Source organism: Klebsiella sp. GB_Kp047 (genome assembly GCF_040065235.1).
In the GTDB taxonomy this organism is placed as follows: Bacteria; Pseudomonadota; Gammaproteobacteria; order Enterobacterales; family Enterobacteriaceae; genus Klebsiella; species Klebsiella quasipneumoniae.
In genome coordinates this window covers 568953-586800 of record NZ_JBEAJG010000041.1, presented here as the reverse complement: position 1 = coordinate 586800, position 17848 = coordinate 568953, and the positions used below count along the sequence as shown (strand labels likewise).

General features: G+C 59.5%; 20 protein-coding genes and 2 pseudogenes. 13 read left to right on the top strand and 9 right to left on the bottom strand.

The window, feature by feature from the left end:
* Window positions 1-114 precede the first annotated feature (114 nt).
* The 5 genes from opgC to ABLV76_RS23385 are packed head-to-tail and all read left to right on the top strand — an operon-like array spanning window position 115 to window position 4256.
* A complete protein-coding gene (gene opgC / locus ABLV76_RS23405) occupies window positions 115-1332 on the top strand; it encodes an OpgC domain-containing protein (protein WP_065904036.1) in 1218 nt (405 codons plus the stop codon).
* A 10-nt stretch (window positions 1333-1342) separates the two neighbouring features.
* Window positions 1343-2242 carry a hypothetical protein gene (locus ABLV76_RS23400; RefSeq protein WP_004203934.1) on the top strand — a complete coding sequence of 300 codons (900 nt, stop codon included), beginning with the start codon at window positions 1343-1345 and terminating at the stop codon, window positions 2240-2242.
* 8 nt (window positions 2243-2250) lie between these two features.
* Window positions 2251-3465 (top strand): SpoIIE family protein phosphatase, encoded by a 1215-nt coding sequence (locus ABLV76_RS23395; RefSeq protein WP_131080408.1) that lies wholly within the window; start codon window positions 2251-2253, stop codon window positions 3463-3465.
* Window positions 3455-3793 (top strand): STAS domain-containing protein, encoded by a 339-nt coding sequence (locus ABLV76_RS23390; protein WP_004183770.1) that lies wholly within the window; start codon window positions 3455-3457, stop codon window positions 3791-3793. Before ABLV76_RS23395 ends, ABLV76_RS23390 begins: the two co-directional genes overlap by 11 nt.
* Window positions 3794-3812: 19 nt before the next feature.
* Window positions 3813-4256 (top strand): ATP-binding protein, encoded by a 444-nt coding sequence (locus ABLV76_RS23385; protein ID WP_071845755.1) that lies wholly within the window; start codon window positions 3813-3815, stop codon window positions 4254-4256.
* Between the two features lie 71 nt (window positions 4257-4327).
* On the opposite strand, the gene ABLV76_RS23380 is transcribed toward ABLV76_RS23385, so the two are convergent.
* Window positions 4328-4516: a hypothetical protein gene (locus ABLV76_RS23380; protein ID WP_004183775.1), complete on the bottom strand. Its 189-nt coding sequence runs from the start codon at window positions 4514-4516 to the stop codon at window positions 4328-4330.
* A gap of 302 nt (window positions 4517-4818) precedes the next feature.
* A pseudogene (locus ABLV76_RS23375) lies at window positions 4819-4998 on the bottom strand (LysR family transcriptional regulator); the annotation flags it as partial.
* Here ABLV76_RS23375 and ABLV76_RS23370 point away from each other — a divergent pair.
* A pseudogene (locus tag ABLV76_RS23370) lies at window positions 4993-5619 on the top strand (SDR family oxidoreductase); the annotation flags it as partial. The pseudogenes ABLV76_RS23375 and ABLV76_RS23370 overlap by 6 nt on opposite strands.
* 141 nt (window positions 5620-5760) lie before the next feature.
* Here ABLV76_RS23370 and ABLV76_RS23365 read toward each other — a convergent pair.
* Both ABLV76_RS23365 and bdcA read right to left on the bottom strand, forming a co-directional pair.
* Window positions 5761-6327 carry a DJ-1/PfpI family protein gene (locus ABLV76_RS23365; protein WP_004203955.1) on the bottom strand — a complete coding sequence of 189 codons (567 nt, stop codon included), beginning with the start codon at window positions 6325-6327 and terminating at the stop codon, window positions 5761-5763.
* Between the two features lie 492 nt (window positions 6328-6819).
* Entirely contained in the window at window positions 6820-7533 is a 714-nt protein-coding gene (gene bdcA / locus ABLV76_RS23360; protein ID WP_004203956.1) for an SDR family oxidoreductase, read from the bottom strand.
* 73 nt (window positions 7534-7606) lie between these two features.
* On the opposite strand from bdcA, the gene ABLV76_RS23355 reads away from it, so the two are divergent.
* Window positions 7607-8200 (top strand): TetR/AcrR family transcriptional regulator, encoded by a 594-nt coding sequence (locus ABLV76_RS23355; RefSeq protein ID WP_004203957.1) that lies wholly within the window; start codon window positions 7607-7609, stop codon window positions 8198-8200.
* A gap of 4 nt (window positions 8201-8204) precedes the next feature.
* Here the strand turns inward: ABLV76_RS23355 and ABLV76_RS23350 are convergent, their stop codons facing one another.
* Complete coding sequence (locus tag ABLV76_RS23350) at window positions 8205-8960, bottom strand: SDR family oxidoreductase (protein WP_348878502.1); 756 nt, start codon at window positions 8958-8960, stop codon at window positions 8205-8207.
* A gap of 158 nt (window positions 8961-9118) precedes the next feature.
* On the opposite strand from ABLV76_RS23350, the gene ABLV76_RS23345 reads away from it, so the two are divergent.
* The gene (locus ABLV76_RS23345; protein WP_348878501.1) at window positions 9119-9997 is read left to right on the top strand and encodes an AraC family transcriptional regulator; all 879 of its coding nucleotides are present in this window, start codon (window positions 9119-9121) and stop codon (window positions 9995-9997) included.
* A gap of 50 nt (window positions 9998-10047) precedes the next feature.
* On the opposite strand, the gene ABLV76_RS23340 is transcribed toward ABLV76_RS23345, so the two are convergent.
* Both ABLV76_RS23340 and ABLV76_RS23335 read right to left on the bottom strand, forming a co-directional pair.
* Entirely contained in the window at window positions 10048-10254 is a 207-nt protein-coding gene (locus ABLV76_RS23340; RefSeq protein ID WP_017898765.1) for a DUF1471 domain-containing protein, read from the bottom strand.
* 25 nt (window positions 10255-10279) lie between these two features.
* Entirely contained in the window at window positions 10280-11209 is a 930-nt protein-coding gene (locus tag ABLV76_RS23335) for an aromatic alcohol reductase (protein ID WP_064177911.1), read from the bottom strand.
* A gap of 138 nt (window positions 11210-11347) precedes the next feature.
* Here ABLV76_RS23335 and ABLV76_RS23330 point away from each other — a divergent pair, with 138 nt between their 5' ends.
* On the top strand, window positions 11348-12253 hold the full coding sequence (locus tag ABLV76_RS23330) for a LysR family transcriptional regulator (protein WP_049092182.1): 906 nt from the start codon (window positions 11348-11350) through the stop codon (window positions 12251-12253).
* Window positions 12254-12274: 21 nt separating this feature from the next.
* On the opposite strand, the gene ABLV76_RS23325 is transcribed toward ABLV76_RS23330, so the two are convergent.
* Complete coding sequence (locus ABLV76_RS23325; protein WP_049092181.1) at window positions 12275-13198, bottom strand: LysR family transcriptional regulator; 924 nt, start codon at window positions 13196-13198, stop codon at window positions 12275-12277.
* An 87-nt stretch (window positions 13199-13285) separates the two neighbouring features.
* Between ABLV76_RS23325 and ABLV76_RS23320 the strand changes: the two genes are divergently transcribed.
* From ABLV76_RS23320 to ABLV76_RS23310, 3 genes are all read left to right on the top strand, one after another.
* Entirely contained in the window at window positions 13286-14149 is an 864-nt protein-coding gene (locus ABLV76_RS23320) for an MBL fold metallo-hydrolase (RefSeq protein ID WP_075201727.1), read from the top strand.
* The gene (locus tag ABLV76_RS23315; protein WP_117131627.1) at window positions 14149-15060 is read left to right on the top strand and encodes an NmrA/HSCARG family protein; all 912 of its coding nucleotides are present in this window, start codon (window positions 14149-14151) and stop codon (window positions 15058-15060) included. Before ABLV76_RS23320 ends, ABLV76_RS23315 begins: the two co-directional genes overlap by 1 nt.
* A gap of 205 nt (window positions 15061-15265) precedes the next feature.
* Complete coding sequence (locus tag ABLV76_RS23310; protein ID WP_048294633.1) at window positions 15266-15625, top strand: hypothetical protein; 360 nt, start codon at window positions 15266-15268, stop codon at window positions 15623-15625.
* A gap of 19 nt (window positions 15626-15644) precedes the next feature.
* Here ABLV76_RS23310 and ABLV76_RS23305 read toward each other — a convergent pair whose 3' ends face one another.
* Window positions 15645-16820: an aminotransferase class I/II-fold pyridoxal phosphate-dependent enzyme gene (locus tag ABLV76_RS23305; RefSeq protein WP_049093710.1), complete on the bottom strand. Its 1176-nt coding sequence runs from the start codon at window positions 16818-16820 to the stop codon at window positions 15645-15647.
* Between the two features lie 220 nt (window positions 16821-17040).
* Here ABLV76_RS23305 and ABLV76_RS23300 point away from each other — a divergent pair, with 220 nt between their 5' ends.
* On the top strand, window positions 17041-17844 hold the full coding sequence (locus ABLV76_RS23300) for a MetQ/NlpA family ABC transporter substrate-binding protein (RefSeq protein WP_004203972.1): 804 nt from the start codon (window positions 17041-17043) through the stop codon (window positions 17842-17844).
* The last annotated feature ends 4 nt before the right edge of the window (window positions 17845-17848 follow it).

Here is a 17848-nt window from a genome sequence, read left to right as displayed (position 1 = left end):
ACATAGTGTGATGCACGCCGGCGGAATTTATAAAACGAGCATTGCAAGATAGCCCATTCTACACTATCTAAATAATTTGTAATAAATGTTGCAGGGTAGACGGCAGGATCCCTAATGAGCCAGGTTGCTTCAGCGATTTCGCAAAAAGAAACTCATAAATCAATGCCCTGGCGTTACTCTCTGACCGGGGATCGCGACCTGCGTATCGACTTTATGCGCGGTATTGCTCTCGTGATGATGGTGGTGGCGCATACCGAAGTGATGTCGATATTTAATATTTTCAGCTGGGAACGATTTGGTTTGACCACCGGTGCCGAGGGCTTTGTGATCCTGTCCGGCTTCATGTTAGGGATGCTAAATCGTGTCAGATTACAAAAGGCAGTATTACTGACGGTGAGCTGGGGGCTTTATCTTCGCGCATGGAAAATATATCAGGTTAATATTATTATTATTGTCTCTTTTCTTTTGCTGAGATATTTGCCTTATATTAATGTCTATGAAGTCACTCATTTTACCGACCGCTTTTCCGGGACCAGTTGGTCGCTCTATCCGCTAACCCCGCAAATAAAAGAGACGTGGTTTAACATTATCCTCTATCTGCAGATTGGCCCGCATCAGACGCAGATCCTCGGACTCTATATTTTTTTGTTATTGCTCAGCCCGCTGTTTCTGGGAATGCTGCAAAAGGGTCACGTCTACCCCTTACTGGGCGCCTCGCTGCTGATATACGGCTGCTGGCAACGCTGGCCGATACGGGTCACGCCCTGCGAATTTGAATTCGCCTTTCCCTTGCTGGCCTGGCAATTTATCTTTGTGCTGGGCATGTGCTGCGGCTGGTACAAAGCGGAACTGATCTCTTTCGCCCGCACGCCGCCCGGCAAAGTCGCCTTGGCGGCGCTGGTGTTCATCGCGCTTATCCTTGCGTTTGTCGCCCAGAATCATACCAATCCTTTTATGCCGCCCGCGCTGCTGATGCACGTAATCCCGCCGGCGGATTTTAACGCCTTTTACCATACCTGGGCGGCGAAAAACGGCCTCGGTCCGGTACGGATCCTCAATGATATCAGTCTGATGGTCACCATTTATCTGCTATTGACCTGGTGCTGGCGCCCCCTTAACCGGCTGGCAGGCTGGTTCCTGATCCCGCTCGGGCAGCGTTCGCTCTACACCTTTATTTTGCATGTTTACATCGTGCTCGCCGTAAGCCAGCTGGTCACCTTCGATCTGTGGCGCCAGGCGTGGATAGTGAACACCTTGATCCATGCCGCTGCGCTGGGCGTTCTGTGGCTGATGGCCAAATACCGCGTCGCCGCACGCTGGATACCTAACTAAGGAAGGGCAAATGCGGGAGAAATATATGCTGGCCTGCGCGCTATGGTGCGCCATCGCAGGTGCGGAAGGCGCAGAGAAGAACGACGCACAACCGCTGCGTGATAAAAATGGTGAACCGGTGCAGGCCGGCGTGTTTACCAGCCGCTGGGGACGGCTTTTTTCCGGGAATGACAAGGTGTTTTCGGGAGCGCTGAGCTTTAGTTCGGGTTTAAAAGAGCAGTGGATGACCGTCCCCAACAGCTCAGACAGCGCAGAACAGAAGAAAAAATATAATCAGACTCTGAATCTTAGCCTGCAATACTCGCCCTACAGCTTCTGGTTCGCCAACGTGACATCCCGTTTACCGGTGACTGACACCAGCCGCTATACCGCCGATTTTCGCTATAGTTTTGGCTACGACGACTGGCATGCCAACACCTTCAGCCTGGTTTACAGTAACTATGGCGATAACCACTTCTGGACCTCGGGCAGCAAGCGTCACACCTATTTTGAGCAGGGGGCGATTACCCTGGCGTATAAATTTTCGCTGCCGAAGCCCATGGAGCATGCGCTGTTGATTAACAAAGGCGACGCCATTATCTGCCAGGCAGGCTACAGCTGGGTGCCGCGTTATTACGATCTGGAGAGTAACGATATCCGCAAAAACAAAAATGTGCTGCTTGGGGGGTGTGGATATACCTTTAAACAACATTTTTTTGTGCGCGCCACCGCGTTCTGGTATCCGGACAGTAGTCAGCAGCAGCCGTGGAATGGCGATTATAGTTACAGTTTTGGCTACGCGGGCTATACGCCGGGATCGTTCTCTGTGCAGTATGCCAACTATGCCGGTACCCGCTACCCGGGGCATGACAGCGGCAGCGGCAAGTTTCGTGAAGGCACGATCAGCCTTATCTGGTTCTTGCCGATTTAGGAGGCGCGATGTCGGCACAGCACGTCCTGATTGTTGAAGATTCGCTGGTTTATCGTCGGCTGCTAAGTCGGATGTTGACGCAGTGGGGCTATATCGTCAGTGAGGCGGAAAACGGCGTCGACGCGCTGGCGATCCTCGAAAACCAGCCTGTCAGCCTGGTGATAAGCGACTGGGAAATGCCGGAGATGAATGGCCTGACGCTGTGCCGGGAAGTGCGCCGCCGCCAGTTTGGTCACTACGTTTATCTGATATTGCTCACCGCCCGCGAAGACCCTGGTGATTTAACGCAGGGGTTTGAGGCCGGGGCCGATGATTTTCTCAGCAAACCGGTAGAGCAGAGCGAGCTGCGGGCGCGGCTGCACGCCGGGGCGCGGATCCTCTCCCTCGAGGCTGACCTCGCCGCGCGCAATGCGCGGCTGAGCGAAGCGCTGCGACAGATTGAACAGGATCTGGAGCTGGCGGCGCGCATTCAACAGTCGGTTCTCCCGGCTCATCAGCTGCGCCATCAGGGATTTTTCTCCGACTGGATTTTCCTGCCCTCGGCCTGGGTGTCGGGGGATATTTTTAACGTCTTCCCGCTGGGCGATCGTCTCGGATTTTACTGCGTGGATGTCTCCGGACACGGCGTGGGGGCGGCGATGATGTCGCTCGCCGTCGCCCGCCAGTTTTTGCATGGCAGGGCCGTTGAGCGCTTTCTTTTTACGGCAGACAACCAGCCGGCGTCGCCGGCCGAGGTGGTGGCGATCCTCAATGGTCGTTTTTGCAGTGACGAAACAGAGATCGTCAGCTATTTCACGTTGATCTATGGCGTGATCGACCTGCAGACCGGTGCGGGCAAACTCTGTCAGGCCGGGCATCCCACGCCTTTTATCGTTAGCCCGGACGCTACCGTCCGCCCGGTCGGCAGCGGCGGGGCGCCGGTGGGGTTGATAGACCATCTCTCGTGGGCAGATGTCAGTTTTTCGCTGGCGCCGGGAGAGCGGCTGTGCCTGTTCAGCGACGGTATCACCGAATGTGAAAACCGGAGCGGTGAACAGTTTGGCGAGGCGCGCTTGCAAGCGTGGCTGCAGGACAGCGTGACGCAGCCGCTGCCCGCGCTGCTGCCGCGTTTTGCCCGGCACCTGATCCGCTGGCGCAGTGGCGACGCGCAGGAGACCCAGGCGATGGCCGATGATGTTTCACTCTTGATTATTGAACGTACAGGGGACAGTGATGAAAATTGAAACTGAACGGCAGGCCTCGGTGACGATCCTGACGCCGGCGGTGCGTCGGCTGGATGCTTCCGTCGCGGTAGCCTTTAAGGCGGCAATCGCCCAGGAGATAGGCGAAGATAGCACCGATCTGATTGTTGATTTCAGTAAAATCGATTTTATCGACAGCAGCGGTTTGGGAACGCTGGTTTCCCTGATGAAAATGATGAACGGTAAAGGAGAAATGACACTGTGCGCGCTGAACCCCGGCATCCGCAATATGTTTACCCTGACCAGGATGGATCGTATTTTTCGTATTTGCGAGGATCGCACTTCAGCCCTTGCGCAGTTCAATCCGTGACGCGCCCGTGAATAACGTCATGAATTTTCCTGCCCAACTCAGCTCGCTATCACCGCTGGCGGCGTGGCTGGCTCAACAAATGGCGCCGCTGTCCGTCGGGGAGGAGTGGCGCTTCGCGCTCGATCTTGCCGTCTGTGAGACGGCCACCAATATCATTCGCTATGCGTTGCATGAGGATCGGCAACGTGTTTTTCGTGTCGAATTTATCGCAACGGAAGACCGGGTGACGCTGCGCTTTATTGATGCGGGAGAGGTCTTTCCGGCCGAGCGCCTGGCGCTGGCGCGTGGCGATGAGCGCTTCGATGTCGATCCGTTAGCGGAAAGCGGCAGAGGTTTGCGGCTTATTCTGCGCACGGTGGACTATTTTAATGTGGAAACCCGCGCCGGGGAGAATGTGACGACCCTGATAAAAGCGTTGCCGGATGCCGTTCTTCGCCATTCCACCGACGATCGCGTCAGGTGAAGGAACAGAGCTTGCCCCCAGGTGAATCCCCGGGGGAATTTTCCCGCCCGCGTTCACCGGCTTCATCCGTCTTATGGCTGGGCCTGAGCGGTGGACAGCGCGCCCAGGTGATAAGGGCGAAGAGTATCTAACGTCATCATGGCCGATTTGCAGAAAATGCATTTCGCACCAAAGGGATTTTTTTCCGTCACGTCAAACTGGGACGTTCTGTACTGGGAGCCATGGCAGCATGGGCATCTAAAATGGATATGTTCAATCATAATGTAAACCTTGTATGGGTAATGTTCTGTTGAAAAGACAATGGTCGTTTTCAGGGAAATTAACGCGGCTGATTTTTGTTAGGAGTAAGCCGGGTATTGGGTCAGTCGGAGGGCTTGTTTAACGAGCCAACAGGGGGCTGACAGGGCCTGTTTACAGAAAAAGCAAAATACTAACGGGACTGCTCAAAGGAAGGTGGTATCAGGGATAACGCCTGGAGATGAGAACACGTACTTAGATAATAACTTTTCGTCTGGTAAATCAACTTAACGATTAACGCACGAGCCGCAAATAATAGCAAACATTATTTTAGCCTTCCGGATGCCTGCTGCGCCAGGAGCGCCTTCATCAGCGCCGTCACCCAGTCGATAAATACCTGTACCCGGGCAGAGAGCTGCCGGCTGCTGGGGTAGAGCAGGGAGAGCGGCAGCGGCGCAGGGCGAAAATCAGCCAGCACCTCCGTTAACACACCGGATGCCAGATCGAGCGGGTTAAAGCTCAGGGCTCGCGGGCGATCGCGCTGCCCTTCAGCGCCGGCGAAACCGACACCTTTGACGGGTTTGTCAGCGCCTTTCAGGAGGCGCTGGCGGAGCTGGGGGCCGATCGGTTTCATTACCTGGTTAATAATGCCGGCAATGCCAGCGGCATGGGGTTTCTGAACGCTACCGAAGCGGAGTTCGATGCGCTTTATCGCATCCATGTGAAGGGGGTTTTTTTCCTCAGCCAAAAATTATTGCCGCTGCTGGCGGATGGCGGGCGAATTGTGAATATCTCGTCCGGACTGACCCGTATCGTGATGGCGAACCGGGCGCCGTATGCGATCATGAAATCTGCGGTGGAAACCCTGACCCGTTATATGGCGTTTGAGCTGGGCGGCCGCGGGATCACGGTAAACTGCGTAGCGCCGGGCGCCATCGCCACGGATTTCAGCGGCGGGGTGGTGCGGGATAACCCGCAGGTCGCTCAGGCGGTGACGAACATGACGGCGCTTGGCCGACCGGGGGTGCCAGAAGATATCGGGCCGATGATCGCCTCGCTGTTATCCGATGATCATCGCTGGGTTAATGCTCAGCGCATTGAAGTTTCCGGGGGAATGCGCATCTGAGTCGAGGAGATAACCCGGCCAGCGTATCGCTGAGCTGGTCAGGTTTGACTGTAGCGGAAACGGCCGCTCGAAAACCGCCGGCCGGTAAGCAAGAGAGCACCAGCGCGGCGATAGTCCATTTGTCTGGTCAGAGAAAATGCGTTACTCCGCCAGCAGGGCGGCGAATTTCGCCAGCCACTGCGGGTGGGCCGGCCAGGCGGGAGCAGTGACCAGATGGCCGTCAACATGCGCCTGATCGATACCGATATCGGCATAATGCCCGCCGCTCAGACGCACCTCCGGGGCGCAGGCCGGATAGGCGCTGCAGGTCCGCCCCTGCAGAATACCGGCGGCGGCCAGCAGCTGTGGCCCGTGGCAGACGGCGGCGATAGGTTTACGCGCGGCGTCGAACGCCTGTACCAGTTTTATCACCTGCTCGTTCAGACGCAGATACTCCGGCGCCCGGCCGCCGGGGATCACTAGCGCGTCGTAATCCTCGGCCTTCACCGCGGCAAAATCGGCGTTCAGGGTGAAGCGGTGCCCCGGCTTTTCGCTGTAGGTCTGGGCTCCGTCAAAATCATGGATCGCCGTCATCACATAGTCGCCGGTGGCTTTATCCGGGCAGACCGCATCGACCTGGTGGCCAATCATCTGCAGAGCCTGAAAAGGGACCATCGTTTCGTAATCTTCGGCGTAATCGCCGACCAGCATCAGGATCTTCTTGCTCATTATTTTTACTCGTTGTGGGAGAAAGGTGTCATAGATATAGCCTGGCGATCCGCAGAATGCGACCTCCTCAGGATGCTGAAGACGGTGGCATGCGCATCTTGTAACCGGGTTCATGTTTTTTTGGTAACGGCAACTTTTTCGCCAATGCTAATGTCTGTTACCACAGAAAAGCGTCCTGTTCAGGGGCACACCGCGCTGCAGTAAAAACGGCGAGCGCAGCGGCAATATCGTGCCGCAGCAGCTGTGGGATAGCATGGAAAAGGGGTTTTAATTCTGAGCCTTGAGGCACCCGGCGGCGCGGTGGCGCGAGAGGTTTGTTATCTAAGTCTGGCGCCGGGGACGGATCCGCAAAGCGCACCAGTCCCCCGGAGGCGAGACTGATCCTCACCGAAGATCGTATTTTATGGCGATCGACAGCCTGGCCTGATGAATCCAGTGGACCATGACGTCAGGACAGCGGCGTGGCAAAGCGCGCGCCGCCGCCGTGGGTCATCAGGCGCCAAACGCTCCGTCGATGGTGTGCATGGCGCCTGTGACAAACGACGCCTCCGGACCGGCCAGCCAGGCTACCATGCCCGCTACCTCTTCCGGTCGGCCATGACGCTTAATGGCCATAAAGCTGTGCATCAGCTCTTTCATTGGGCCGTTCTCCGGGTTGGCGTCGGTATCAATTGGGCCGGGCTGGACGACGTTGACCGTGATGCCGCGCGGGCCAAAATCCCGTGCCAGACCGCGCGCCAGCCCCTGCAGGGCTGACTTGCTGAGCGCATAGGCCGCCATTCCCGGCACCGGCATGCGATCGCCATTGACCGAACCGATGACAATAATGCGCCCGCCTTCCGGCATCCGGCGCGCTGCTTCCACGGAGGCATGGTAGGGGGCATGAATATTGATGCGGAACAGGCGATCGATGGCATCGCTGTCCTGCTCCAGGGCATCGCCAAAAATGGCGATCCCGGCATTGACCACTAACACGTCCAGCGGGCCGCTGTCGCGGACCAGGCTTATCACCGCATCGCGATCGGCGCTGTCCGCCTGCACCGCCGTGCTGCCGGTCTCCGCCGCCAGCCGCTCGGCCGCCTCCGGCGAACCGGAATAGCTGAACCTGACCGACGCGCCGTCGGCGACAAAGCGCCTGACGATCGCCGCGCCAATTCCCCGACTTCCACCTAAAACCAGCACTGATTTGTTGTGAAACGCTGTCATATCCCGCACCTCATGATATTGTAGTGATGATTACAATATGCTGCGGCAAAACAGGCTGTCAAGGATTAATATAGTGACCACTACAAAACAAGGGCGTACCCCGGGGCGCCCCCGTCAGTTCAATGCGGAACAGGCTATTGAAACGGCTCAGCGCCTCTTTCACGCGCGAGGCTACGACGCGGTGAGTGTGGCCGATCTGACCCAGGCTTTCGGCATCAACCCCCCAAGCTTTTATGCCGCTTTCGGCAGCAAGCTCGGCCTGTATACCCGCGTCCTGCAGCGCTACAGCCAGACCGGGGCCATCCCCATAGAGACGCTGTTGCAGGACGACCAACCGGTGGCGGCGTCGCTCATCGCCGTGCTGCAGGAGGCGGCTCGCCGCTATGTAGCCGATCCGGCCGCCGCCGGCTGCCTGGTGCTGGAGGGGGGACATTGTCAGGATGCCGACGCTCGGGTGGCGGCAGGCGAATGGCATGCTGCGGCGAGGGCCAAAATCCAGCAGTATATCGCCCGCCATCACCCGCAGGATGCGCTGCGGGTGACTGACTATATGGATACGCTGATGCTTGGTCTGTCGGCGAAAGCGCGGGAGGGGGATAGCCTCCCGCGTCTTCTGGAGACCGTGCGGCTGGCAGGCGTGGCGCTGGAGCGTATCCTGCCGGCCTGAGTGGTCAGATAGTCTGTCCGCCCGAGACTTCGATCCGCTGGGCGGTCACCCAGCGGTTATCGTCGCGCAGCAGGCTGGCGATCATCGGCCCAATATCCTCGGGAACGCCCACCCGTCCCAGCGCCGTCATCGCGGCAAACTGCGCGTTAACACTCGCGTCGTCCCGCACCAGCCCGCCGCCAAAATCAGTGGCGATAGCCCCGGGGGCGATGGTATTGACGGTGATGCCGTGCCCGCCCAGCTCGCGGGCCATGTATACGCTCAGCATCTCCACGGCCGCTTTGGCCGCAGCGTAGGCGGAGAAGCCAGGATATGAGACGCGAGTCAGTCCGGAAGAGAAGTTAACGATCCGTCCACCGTCAGCCAGCAGCGGCAGCAGGGTTTGAACGAGGAAAAACACCCCCTTGACGTGGACGTTAAACAGCCCGTCGAACTGCGCCTCGCGCGTTTCGGCCAGCGGGGCAAATTCGCCGTGTCCCGCGTTATTGATCAGATGATCGAAGGTGTTCCGTCCCCAGACGCTGGCCAGCGCAGCGCTCAGGCTGTCGGCGAAGGCCGGAAAGCGGGTGGTCTGCGCCATATCCAGCGGCAGGGCGATGGCCTTGCGGCCGCGAGCGTGAATGTCGGCCACCACCGCTTCCGCCTGTTCAATATTGCCGCGGTAGGTGACGATGACGTCCCCGCCCTGGCGGGCGATATCCAGTGCGGTCTGACGGCCAAGGCCGCGGTTGGCGCCGGTGATAAGTGCAATCTTAGTCATGTTCGATCCTCTCTGGTATGTGGAGTCCTTACAATAGGGGGGGCCTACCAGACCGGGTTGCCCAATCCTTGTTATTTTTTGCCCATTCCTCTCCATACACTCCCCTCTGGCGGGAAATAGCGCATACTCAGGCTTTAAAACTTGCCTGAAAGGATCTTATGCGCGACGAACTCTTCGCTCTCTGCCGCCGGTATGCCGATGCTCATGTCGATAGCAGCGGGGTGGCGGTCACCCCGGTTCCCGGCATCACCCTGGTGCGGGCCCTGCACCCCGGCGATCTGCAGGCGGCCATCGCCAGGCCACTGGTGGCCATGCTGCTGCAGGGGCGCAAAAGCGTGACCACCGGCCTGGCAAGCTTTGACTACGGTCCGGGGGAGGCGATGGTGATCGCCGGCGATGTTCCCACCACCAGCCAGATCACCGAGGCCAGTCAGCGCTTTCCCTATTACGCGCTGGTGCTGGAGCTGGACCTGGCTATCCTGCGCGAGCTGCAGGACGCCGGCCCATCTGGTCCGGATGAGGCGCCCCGCGTCGGTATCGAACCGATGAATGCTGACGTGACGGACGCCGCTTATCGGCTGGCAAGGCTGTTTGATCAACCGGGGGCGCTGGCGGTGTTAGGCGAAGGGCTGCGGCGGGAGCTGCATTACTGGCTGTTGCAGAGTGTTCACGGGCCAGCCATCCGGGCGCTGGGCGCTGTAGACAGCCATTCGGCGCGGATCCGCCGGGCGGTGGCGATGCTGCGCCGGGATTTTATGCAGCCAGTCAGCGTCGACGCGCTGGCCGACGCCGCCGGGATGAGCGTCTCTGTCTTTCACCGTCATTTCCGCGCCATGACCACCTTGTCGCCCCTGCAGTTTCAGAAGCAGTTGCGCCTGATCCACGCCCGCCGCCTGATGCTGGCGGAAGGGATGAGCATTGCCCAGGCGGCCGGCGAGGTGGGCTATATCAGCGTGTCCCAGTTCACCCGGGAATATGCTCGCCTGTACGGTGCGCCGCCGGGCCGCGATCGCCGACGGGAAAAAATGAGCGCCTGACCTGGCGCGCGGGATGGCGGCGGCTCCTCCCTGAGCCGGGTAGCGGTGGTTCAGTTGTCGAGTGTCGCCGTAATATGCACTTTGTTGCCCATTCGCGCCTCAATGATCCGATAGGCGGTTGCGCCCTCGCGGGCGGCCTGCTGGCGAATTTTGCTCTCCGCGTTGTCCAGGGTATCGCCGGTGGCGGTGATGGTTCTGGCGTTGACCGCCAGCGGCAGCAGACAACTCAATACGATCAGTGGAAGCAACTTGTTCATCGTCATTCTGTCCTGTGAGAGAAAATCAGCGCGCGGCCTGCAGCCAGCCGGCAATGTCCTGGGTCGGTAGCGCGTGGCGGGCATTCCAGGTGTCGCCCATCGGCCACCACACGCCATCCCCCCGGGCGAAGGCAGCGCGATAGCGCAGCATGGCGTTATCCGGGTCCGTCCGCAGCTGGTCCAGCAGGGCGGGCAGGGTGTGAACGGCTTTGCTGAACGTCTGCTGCGTCACGCGCTCCACGGTTTCCGCCAGCTGGCGGTAAGAGGTTGTTTCGCCGGCAACAAACACCACCTCGTTGACGATCCGCGGCTGATGCAGATAAATCGCGGTGGTCAGGCGGCCAATATCCGCCGGCGAGGTGACGGTCACCTGGGTGTCCCAGCCGCCAAGGGCGTGAAGGGTTCGGGTGGCTAAATTCACCACATCGAAGTCTGGCTCGAAGAGAAAGCTGGTAAACATGCCGGTGGAGACAATGACCCACTCCGTGGCCTGCTGCGCGCGCAGCAGGGTCCGGACATCATACTGCTCGTCCCACACCGGCTGGCCGCTGCCTTTGCCGACCACATCGTAATTGACGCCAAACTGCCAGGGAAAATAGCGGGGCACTCCGGCGGCCAGCACCGCGCGGGTAATTTTTAGCTGCGTCCCCGGACCGGCGACAAACCCCATGCAGTTAATCACGGTGGTGAATCCGCTAAACTGACCAGCCAGCGTCTCCATGTCGCTACCGGCAATGTCGACGGCGAGAAAGGTGGCCCCGGCGTCGGCCAGCGCCCGGTGGTTTGCCGACCGCAGCTGGCCGGCTTCATCCCAGGCCGCCGGCGAGACGATAACCGAGACCGCGCCCTGTCGCTGGATCACCGCAGGTACCAGCGCATCCAGTACGGCGGCGCCCAGTTGTCCCGCTCCCAGCACCAATACCTTTTCCTCGTGGTTAAGATTATCAGATTTCATTTTAACTCCTTACTCAGTTAAGCCTTTTATTGACTGGCTACAGGCTCAGTGTAGGGGGGTGGGCATCATTCGATAAGAACAGGATTTCGGGTTAGACTGTTCGTCTTAATGGGATAATAACCGCCAGTGGAGAACGAAATGGACAGACTGGATGCCATGCAGTTGTATGTTGCGGTTGTGGATGCCCACAGCTTCGCCCGGGCGGCGGAGGTGCTGGGGCAGCCGCGCTCAACGGTGTCGCGGGTAGTGAAGGAGCTGGAAGCCTGGCTGGGGGCGCAGCTTCTTCAGCGCACCACCCGCAAGCTCAGCGTGACGGCCGAGGGACGCCGGTATTACGCGGAGTGTAAACGGCTGCTGGCCGAGATGGCGGCGATGGAAGCCTCCTTTCCCGGCCGCTCGGCCCAGCCCGCCGGGCGGTTCAAGGTGGGGATGCCGCAATCTCTTGCCCGGCACTGCGTATTGCCAAGGATCGGCGAGTTTCTGCAGCAGTATCCTGACCTGGAGTTGATCCTCTGCTCAAGCGACAACGTGGAAGATATTATCCAGGAGGGATTCGACTGCGTGATCCGTAGCGGACAAATCGAAGATTCCACCACCCTGGTGGCGCGTCCTCTGGCCCGCTACCGCTGGATGGTCCTCGCCTCGCCGGCCTGGCTCGCGGCCCACGGCCGGCCGCAGAGCATCGACGATCTGCACCAGCACCGGGCGGTGGGCTACCTGAACCACCGTACCGGGCGGACCATCGACTGGCTTTTCTCCCTCGATGACGGCGATTGCGCGATCCGCATGCAGGAGACGCTGGTGGTCGACGATACCGATGCCTATATCCAGGCCGGCGTTCAGGGACTGGGCCTGATCCGCGTCGCCAGCTATCTGGCGCAACCTTATCTGCAGAGCGGCGCGCTGGTCGCCTGTCTGGAGCAGGCCGCTTCTGATCTTCCCCTGTCGCTGGTTTATCCGCAAAACCGCTATCTGCCGCCGGCGGTACGCGCATTTTATGACTGGAGCAGACGCGTTCTGCAACCCCCGCTCAGCGAGGCCTGATGTCGGTGGCATTCGCTCCCGCTATGGTCCGCGCATGGCCTGTTTTATCCTCGCTATCAGCCAGTTCAGCGCCGGATCCTGCGCCCGGCGTTTGTGACGCAGTATACACAGGGTAAATTTCGGGTAGGCCACCGGCGGGGCGTCCGCGCGCAGGGCATACTGCTCCTGCCAGCGCTGCGCCAGCCCCTGGGGGACGGTGGCGAAGAGCGGCAGGGTGGTCAGCAGCAGGGGAAAGGTGGAGAAATTCTGCGTGGCAAAGCGCACGCGCCGCGCGAGTCCCTGACTGGCGAGCTGGCGGTCTATTTCCCCGTGGCCGGTTTCGCGATAGGCCACCATCACATGTTCCCAGGCGACGAAATCGCCCACCGACAACGGCCCGCGGCAGGGGATCTGCTGCGGCGACCAGAGAGTGGTCACCCCCATGGTCATCACCGGTTCACTGACGATCTCCCCGCGGCTCTGTTTGTTGAGGGATACCGCGACATCAATGCGATCCTCCTCCAACAGCTGGCGTACCTGGAAGGGGTCGGCGGCTAGTGTCTGGAGCGACACTCCGGGCGCCTCCTGCATCAGTCCGGGTAACAGCTGGGGCATCAGCCAGTGTTCGCTCCAGTCGCTGAGGCCGACGCGGAAAAGCTGCTGGGCGCTGGCGGGGGAAAACTCCCCGGCGCCAAACATTGCCGAATGCAGGTGTTCCATCAGCGGCTGCAGCTCGGTCATCAGCGCTTGCGCCCGCGGCGTCGGCAGCATGCCTCTGGCGCTGCGCACGAACAGTGGATCGTCAAACATCTCGCGCAGCCGTTTCAGCGCCCCGCTGATGGCCGGCTGGCCAAGATGCAGGGCCTCTGCGGTGCGGGTGACGCTGGCTTCGCGGTACAGCACCATCAAGACCGTCAACAGATTCAGATCGATACGACTAAAATCATTTTCAATGATTTTCTTCATTATGATAATCAATTTGAATGTGGGTTATCCCGGCAGCATAGTGAATATCACCCCGATAAATCAACCAGCGCAATGCGCGCGGAGGGAGTGATGCAAACTTACCAGACAGGCGACAGCCTGATATTCAAAGTTCCGGAGCGCGAGATTAGCCTGCAGCCGGCGGCGCTCTATCCCGCAGCGTTCCCTGCGACGGAGGCGGACGCCGATAATCAGCCAATCGCGCTATCGATCCACAGCTGGGTGGTACAGACCCCCCACGATCTGATAGTTATCGATACCGCCACCGGCAACGGCCGGGAACGCGGCGGCAATCCGCTTTATCATCAACTTAACACGCCCTATCTGGAGAATCTCCGCGCCGCAGGAGTGAACCCGGAGGAGGTGACCCTGGTACTACTGACTCACCTGCATACCGACCATGTCGGGTGGAATACCGTCTGGCAGGACGATCGCTGGGCGCCGCTGTTTCCCAACGCGCGCTACCTGTGTTCGGCAAAAGAGCTGACGCGGGTGAAGAACAGCGAACGCTACCGGGCGCTGTGGCTCGACAGCCTGCTGCCGGTGATCGAGGCCGGCCAGCTGGAGACCGTGGATGTGGCGGCCAGGCCGCAGGTCGGCGGACGGATCGCCTTTATCCCTACCCCCGGCCACAGTCCGGACCATGCCGCGCTGATCCTCGCCGCCGGAGATGATTACGCCTGTTTCTCCGGCGATCTTCTTCATTCCCCGCGCCAGTTTACCCATCCGCACTGGAACTCGGCGTTCTGCGGCGATCCCCGGCAGGCGGAAGCCTCCCGACGGGAGATGATGGCGTGGGGAGCCAGCCATCATGCTCAATGGTTCACCGGGCATTTTGCCGGGTCTTCCTGCGGCTGGCTGGAGGAGGATAAGCAAGGTGACTATCGCTGGCGAGAGGCCGGGCAACAAGCTGCAGATAAGGGGAAACAGTGATGAATAATACGCAAAGCGTGTTGGTTTTTGGCGCCACCGGTCAGCAGGGCGGCTCGGTGGCGCGGGCGCTGCTGCACCGCGGCTGGCGGGTTCGGGCGCTGGTCAGGGATCCTTTCTCCGCCGGGGCCGTCGCGCTGGCGGCACGGGGAGCCGAGCTGGTGGTGGGTACCTTTGAAGACCGGGCGGCAATGCGATCGGCAATGGCCGGGGTCGACGGCGTCTTCAGCGTCCAGCCCAGTTCGCCGGGAGGGACGGTGACCGATGAGCAGGAGGTACGCTACGGGATAACCATCGCCGACCTCGCCGTCGAGTGCGGGGTGAAGCATCTGGTGTACAGCTCCGGCAGCGCTGCGGGGGAGACGCCCACCGGCGTAGCGCATTATGACACCAAAGCGGAAATTGAACGGCATATCCGCCGCCTGCCGCTGGCGGCGACCATCGTGCGTCCCGCCACCTTTATGGAGCTGTTGGTGATGCCCGGTTTTGGCCTTGATGAAGGTCATTTTCACTTTTTTATGCTGCCAGAGGGGAGGATGCAGGTGCTGGCGGTGGAGGATATCGGCCATCTAGTCGCGGCAGTTTTTGCCGCGCCAGCGCGGTTTGCCGGCAAGACGTTTGAGATCGCCAGCGACAGCGTGACCGGCCGTCAACTGGAGGCGTTATTCTCCGCGGCGGCGGGACGGCCGATCCCCTATTCGCGATTTTCCGACGAGGTGCTGGCCGCCAGCCCTTTTCTGCACAAGCTGACCGGGCTGGTGGACGACGGGCGGCTGGCCGGGCACGCCGACCTCGACGCCATGCGCCAGCTGCATCCGCAGCTGCACACCTTCGCCGGCTGGCTGGCGGGCCCCGGCCGTCCCGCCTTCGAGCGGGCGCTGACCAGCGGGGCCAGCTGGGCGTTTAATCGTTAAAGGCGATACCTCCTCTGCGCCGGCGTCTCGGTGTTTGGCCGGCGTGATGACCTGCGCAGGGAGGGCCTACAGGTCGTTAAGACAACTCACGAGGAGTACGATTGTAAAATTTTAAGCGGTTTTCACGCACAACGATAGGTAAAAGCGAACATCCAGAATTTTCAGCCGCTTACAATGGAGGAAACACTCTGGGATCGCCTGAATAATGACAATTTACCGATGGGCTTCGGCCTGCCTGTTAAGCATGACCTGCGCCGCTACGGCGGCTGAATTTAAAACCATCGAGGCCGATCTGCTGGCCTCCAACCGGCTGTTCTGTATGACCGGCTATGATCATAAGCCGATCGGCGTGGCGTGGGAGAGCGTCAAATATAGCCGCTATCAACCGCAGTCGGATGGCGACCGTATTTTCAGCGACACCGTCTCCCGGCGCTTTCTGGAAGAGGAGAATAAGACCGCCTTTTACAATGGCGCCAAATATCGCGTACTGGGTAAACCCGCCAGCGCCTGCTATGACTATTCCGCCGCGCGTATTCAACGCATGGCGGGCTACCTGAAGGTGTAACGGCCCCGCGAGGCGGGCGCTAAAACAGCGCCAGCCGGGCGAGACGGTCCAGCGCGTTGCTCAGCGCGTCGTCCCCAGCCGTCAGACTGATGCGGATAAACCCTTCGCCCCCTTCGCCAAAACCAGTGCCTGGCGCCACCAGAATATGCGCCTCCTGCAGCAGCAGGCGGGCAAACTCTTGTGAACGGTACCCGGGCGGCACGCTCAGCCAGAGGAAGAACGTGCCTTGTGCGGTACGAACCGGCCAGCGCAGCGCGGCCAGTCGACGCAGAACCCACTCCCGGCGCTGATGATACGCCTCCGTCAGCTGCGCAATCCGCTCTGCCGGCAGGCTGAGCGCGGCGATCGCCGCATCCTGAATCGCGCCAAACACCGTGCTGTAGCTGTGGGTGTGCAGCTTTTTAAATGCCCGAATGATCGAAGCGTTGCCGACCGCGAAGCCGAAGCGCCAGCCGGCCATATTAAAGGTCTTGGAGAAGGTGTAGGTTTCCACTCCCCACGCCTTCGCGCCGGGCTGAGAGAAAAGGCTCAGCGGCGCGTCACTGGCCGCGCTGCCGATGGCCGCATAGGCAAAATCGTGCAGGATCGGCACCTGGTGACGGTGGGCAAACTGCAGGGCGCTGGCGAACAGCGCCGGCGTGGCGAGGGCGCCGGTGGGGTTATGCGGATAGTTAAGCACCACCAGCCCGGCCTTGGCAGCCATCTCCCGGGGGAGGTCGTTAAAATCCGGCAGGAAATGGTTCTCAGCCCTGAGCGGCAGGCCATAAAACGTCGCCTGGGACTGCAGCGCCGCTGAGCGATAAATGGGATAGCAGGGATCGGTGGAGATGAGGTATTGCCCGGGACGGAGCAGCGCCCGCGGGATGCCGCCAATACCGATATGCGAGCCCTGAAATACCGCGACTTCGCTGTGCGGATCGAATTCCACATCATACTGGCGACGATAAAAATGGGCGATCGCTTCGCGGACCTGCGGCTTGCCCCAGAATGAGGGGTAGCCATGGTTTTCACGACGATGAATGGCGCTCTGCAGCGCGTCAATCACTTCCGGCGGGGTGGGTTGATCCGGACTGCCGCTGGAGAGGTCGATCAACGGCAGCATGTCGGTGTTGACCTCCGCGGCCAGGTTTTCCAGCAGGCTGAACAGATTCTCTTCCAGGGCGTCCACCAGCGGTGAAGCAGCAAAATCAGGCATAATTTTCCCGGTTTACGTCATCAATAATCTGCCATCTTTAAGGGATTTATGGCGCCTGGCTAAATAACAATATCTGCAAAGGATGATTATTTTTAGGATATGTCAGGATGGCAAAAGGTTATGAGGAATAAGCAAAAGGAAATCCGGCGTTCTGGCTTACAACCCTCTTGCGGCTGTGATTTAATCGCTCCATATCGCCAACCTTCCAGGAAAATACCTTATGAACAAGTCAGTTGCGCTCGGGATGACGCTTGCCCTGTTATCCGCTACCTCTTTTTACGCCACCGCAGATCAAATTATTCGTATCGGCTTCAATCCCGGGCCGTATAAAGAGCAATTTGAAAAAGGGGTCGCCCCCTATTTATTGAGTAAAGGGTATAAAATCGAATATAAAGATTTTAGCGACGGTATTCAGGTCAATGACGCGGTAGCCCGCGGCGATATCGAAGCGAATATTATGCAGCATCCGGTATACCTGAAAGCGATCAATGAGCGGCTGGGGACCGATAACGTGGGCATTGTGCAGGTACCCACACCGCCGATGGGCCTGTATGGCGGTAAACTGACCACCCTGGGCACCCCGGCAGCCGGCACGGTGGTGTCGGTGCCAAACCAGCCGTCGAACGAATATCGCGCGGTGCTGGTGCTGGAAAGTCTGGGCTGGGTGAAGATTAAACCGGACAGCGATCCCGCCACCTTTTCCCAGCGCAACATCGTTGCTAACCCCTATAAAATCGTGCTTAAGGAGATGGACAATGCCCAGCAGGTTCGCGCGCTGCCGGACGTCGACTATGGCCTGATTCAGGGCAATTTCGCCGTTTCCAGCGGCATGGCGCTCACCTCGGCATTAAAGCTGGAGGCCGCCACCAGCCATTTTATTAACGTCGTAACCGTTGCCGGTAAAAATCAGAAGGCGCAGTTTGCCAAAGATATTATCGACGGCTATCACTCTGCCGATTTCAAAAAATATATTCTCAGCCATCCGCAGTATGATGGTTACCTGCTGCCTGATTATTTAAAATGAATAA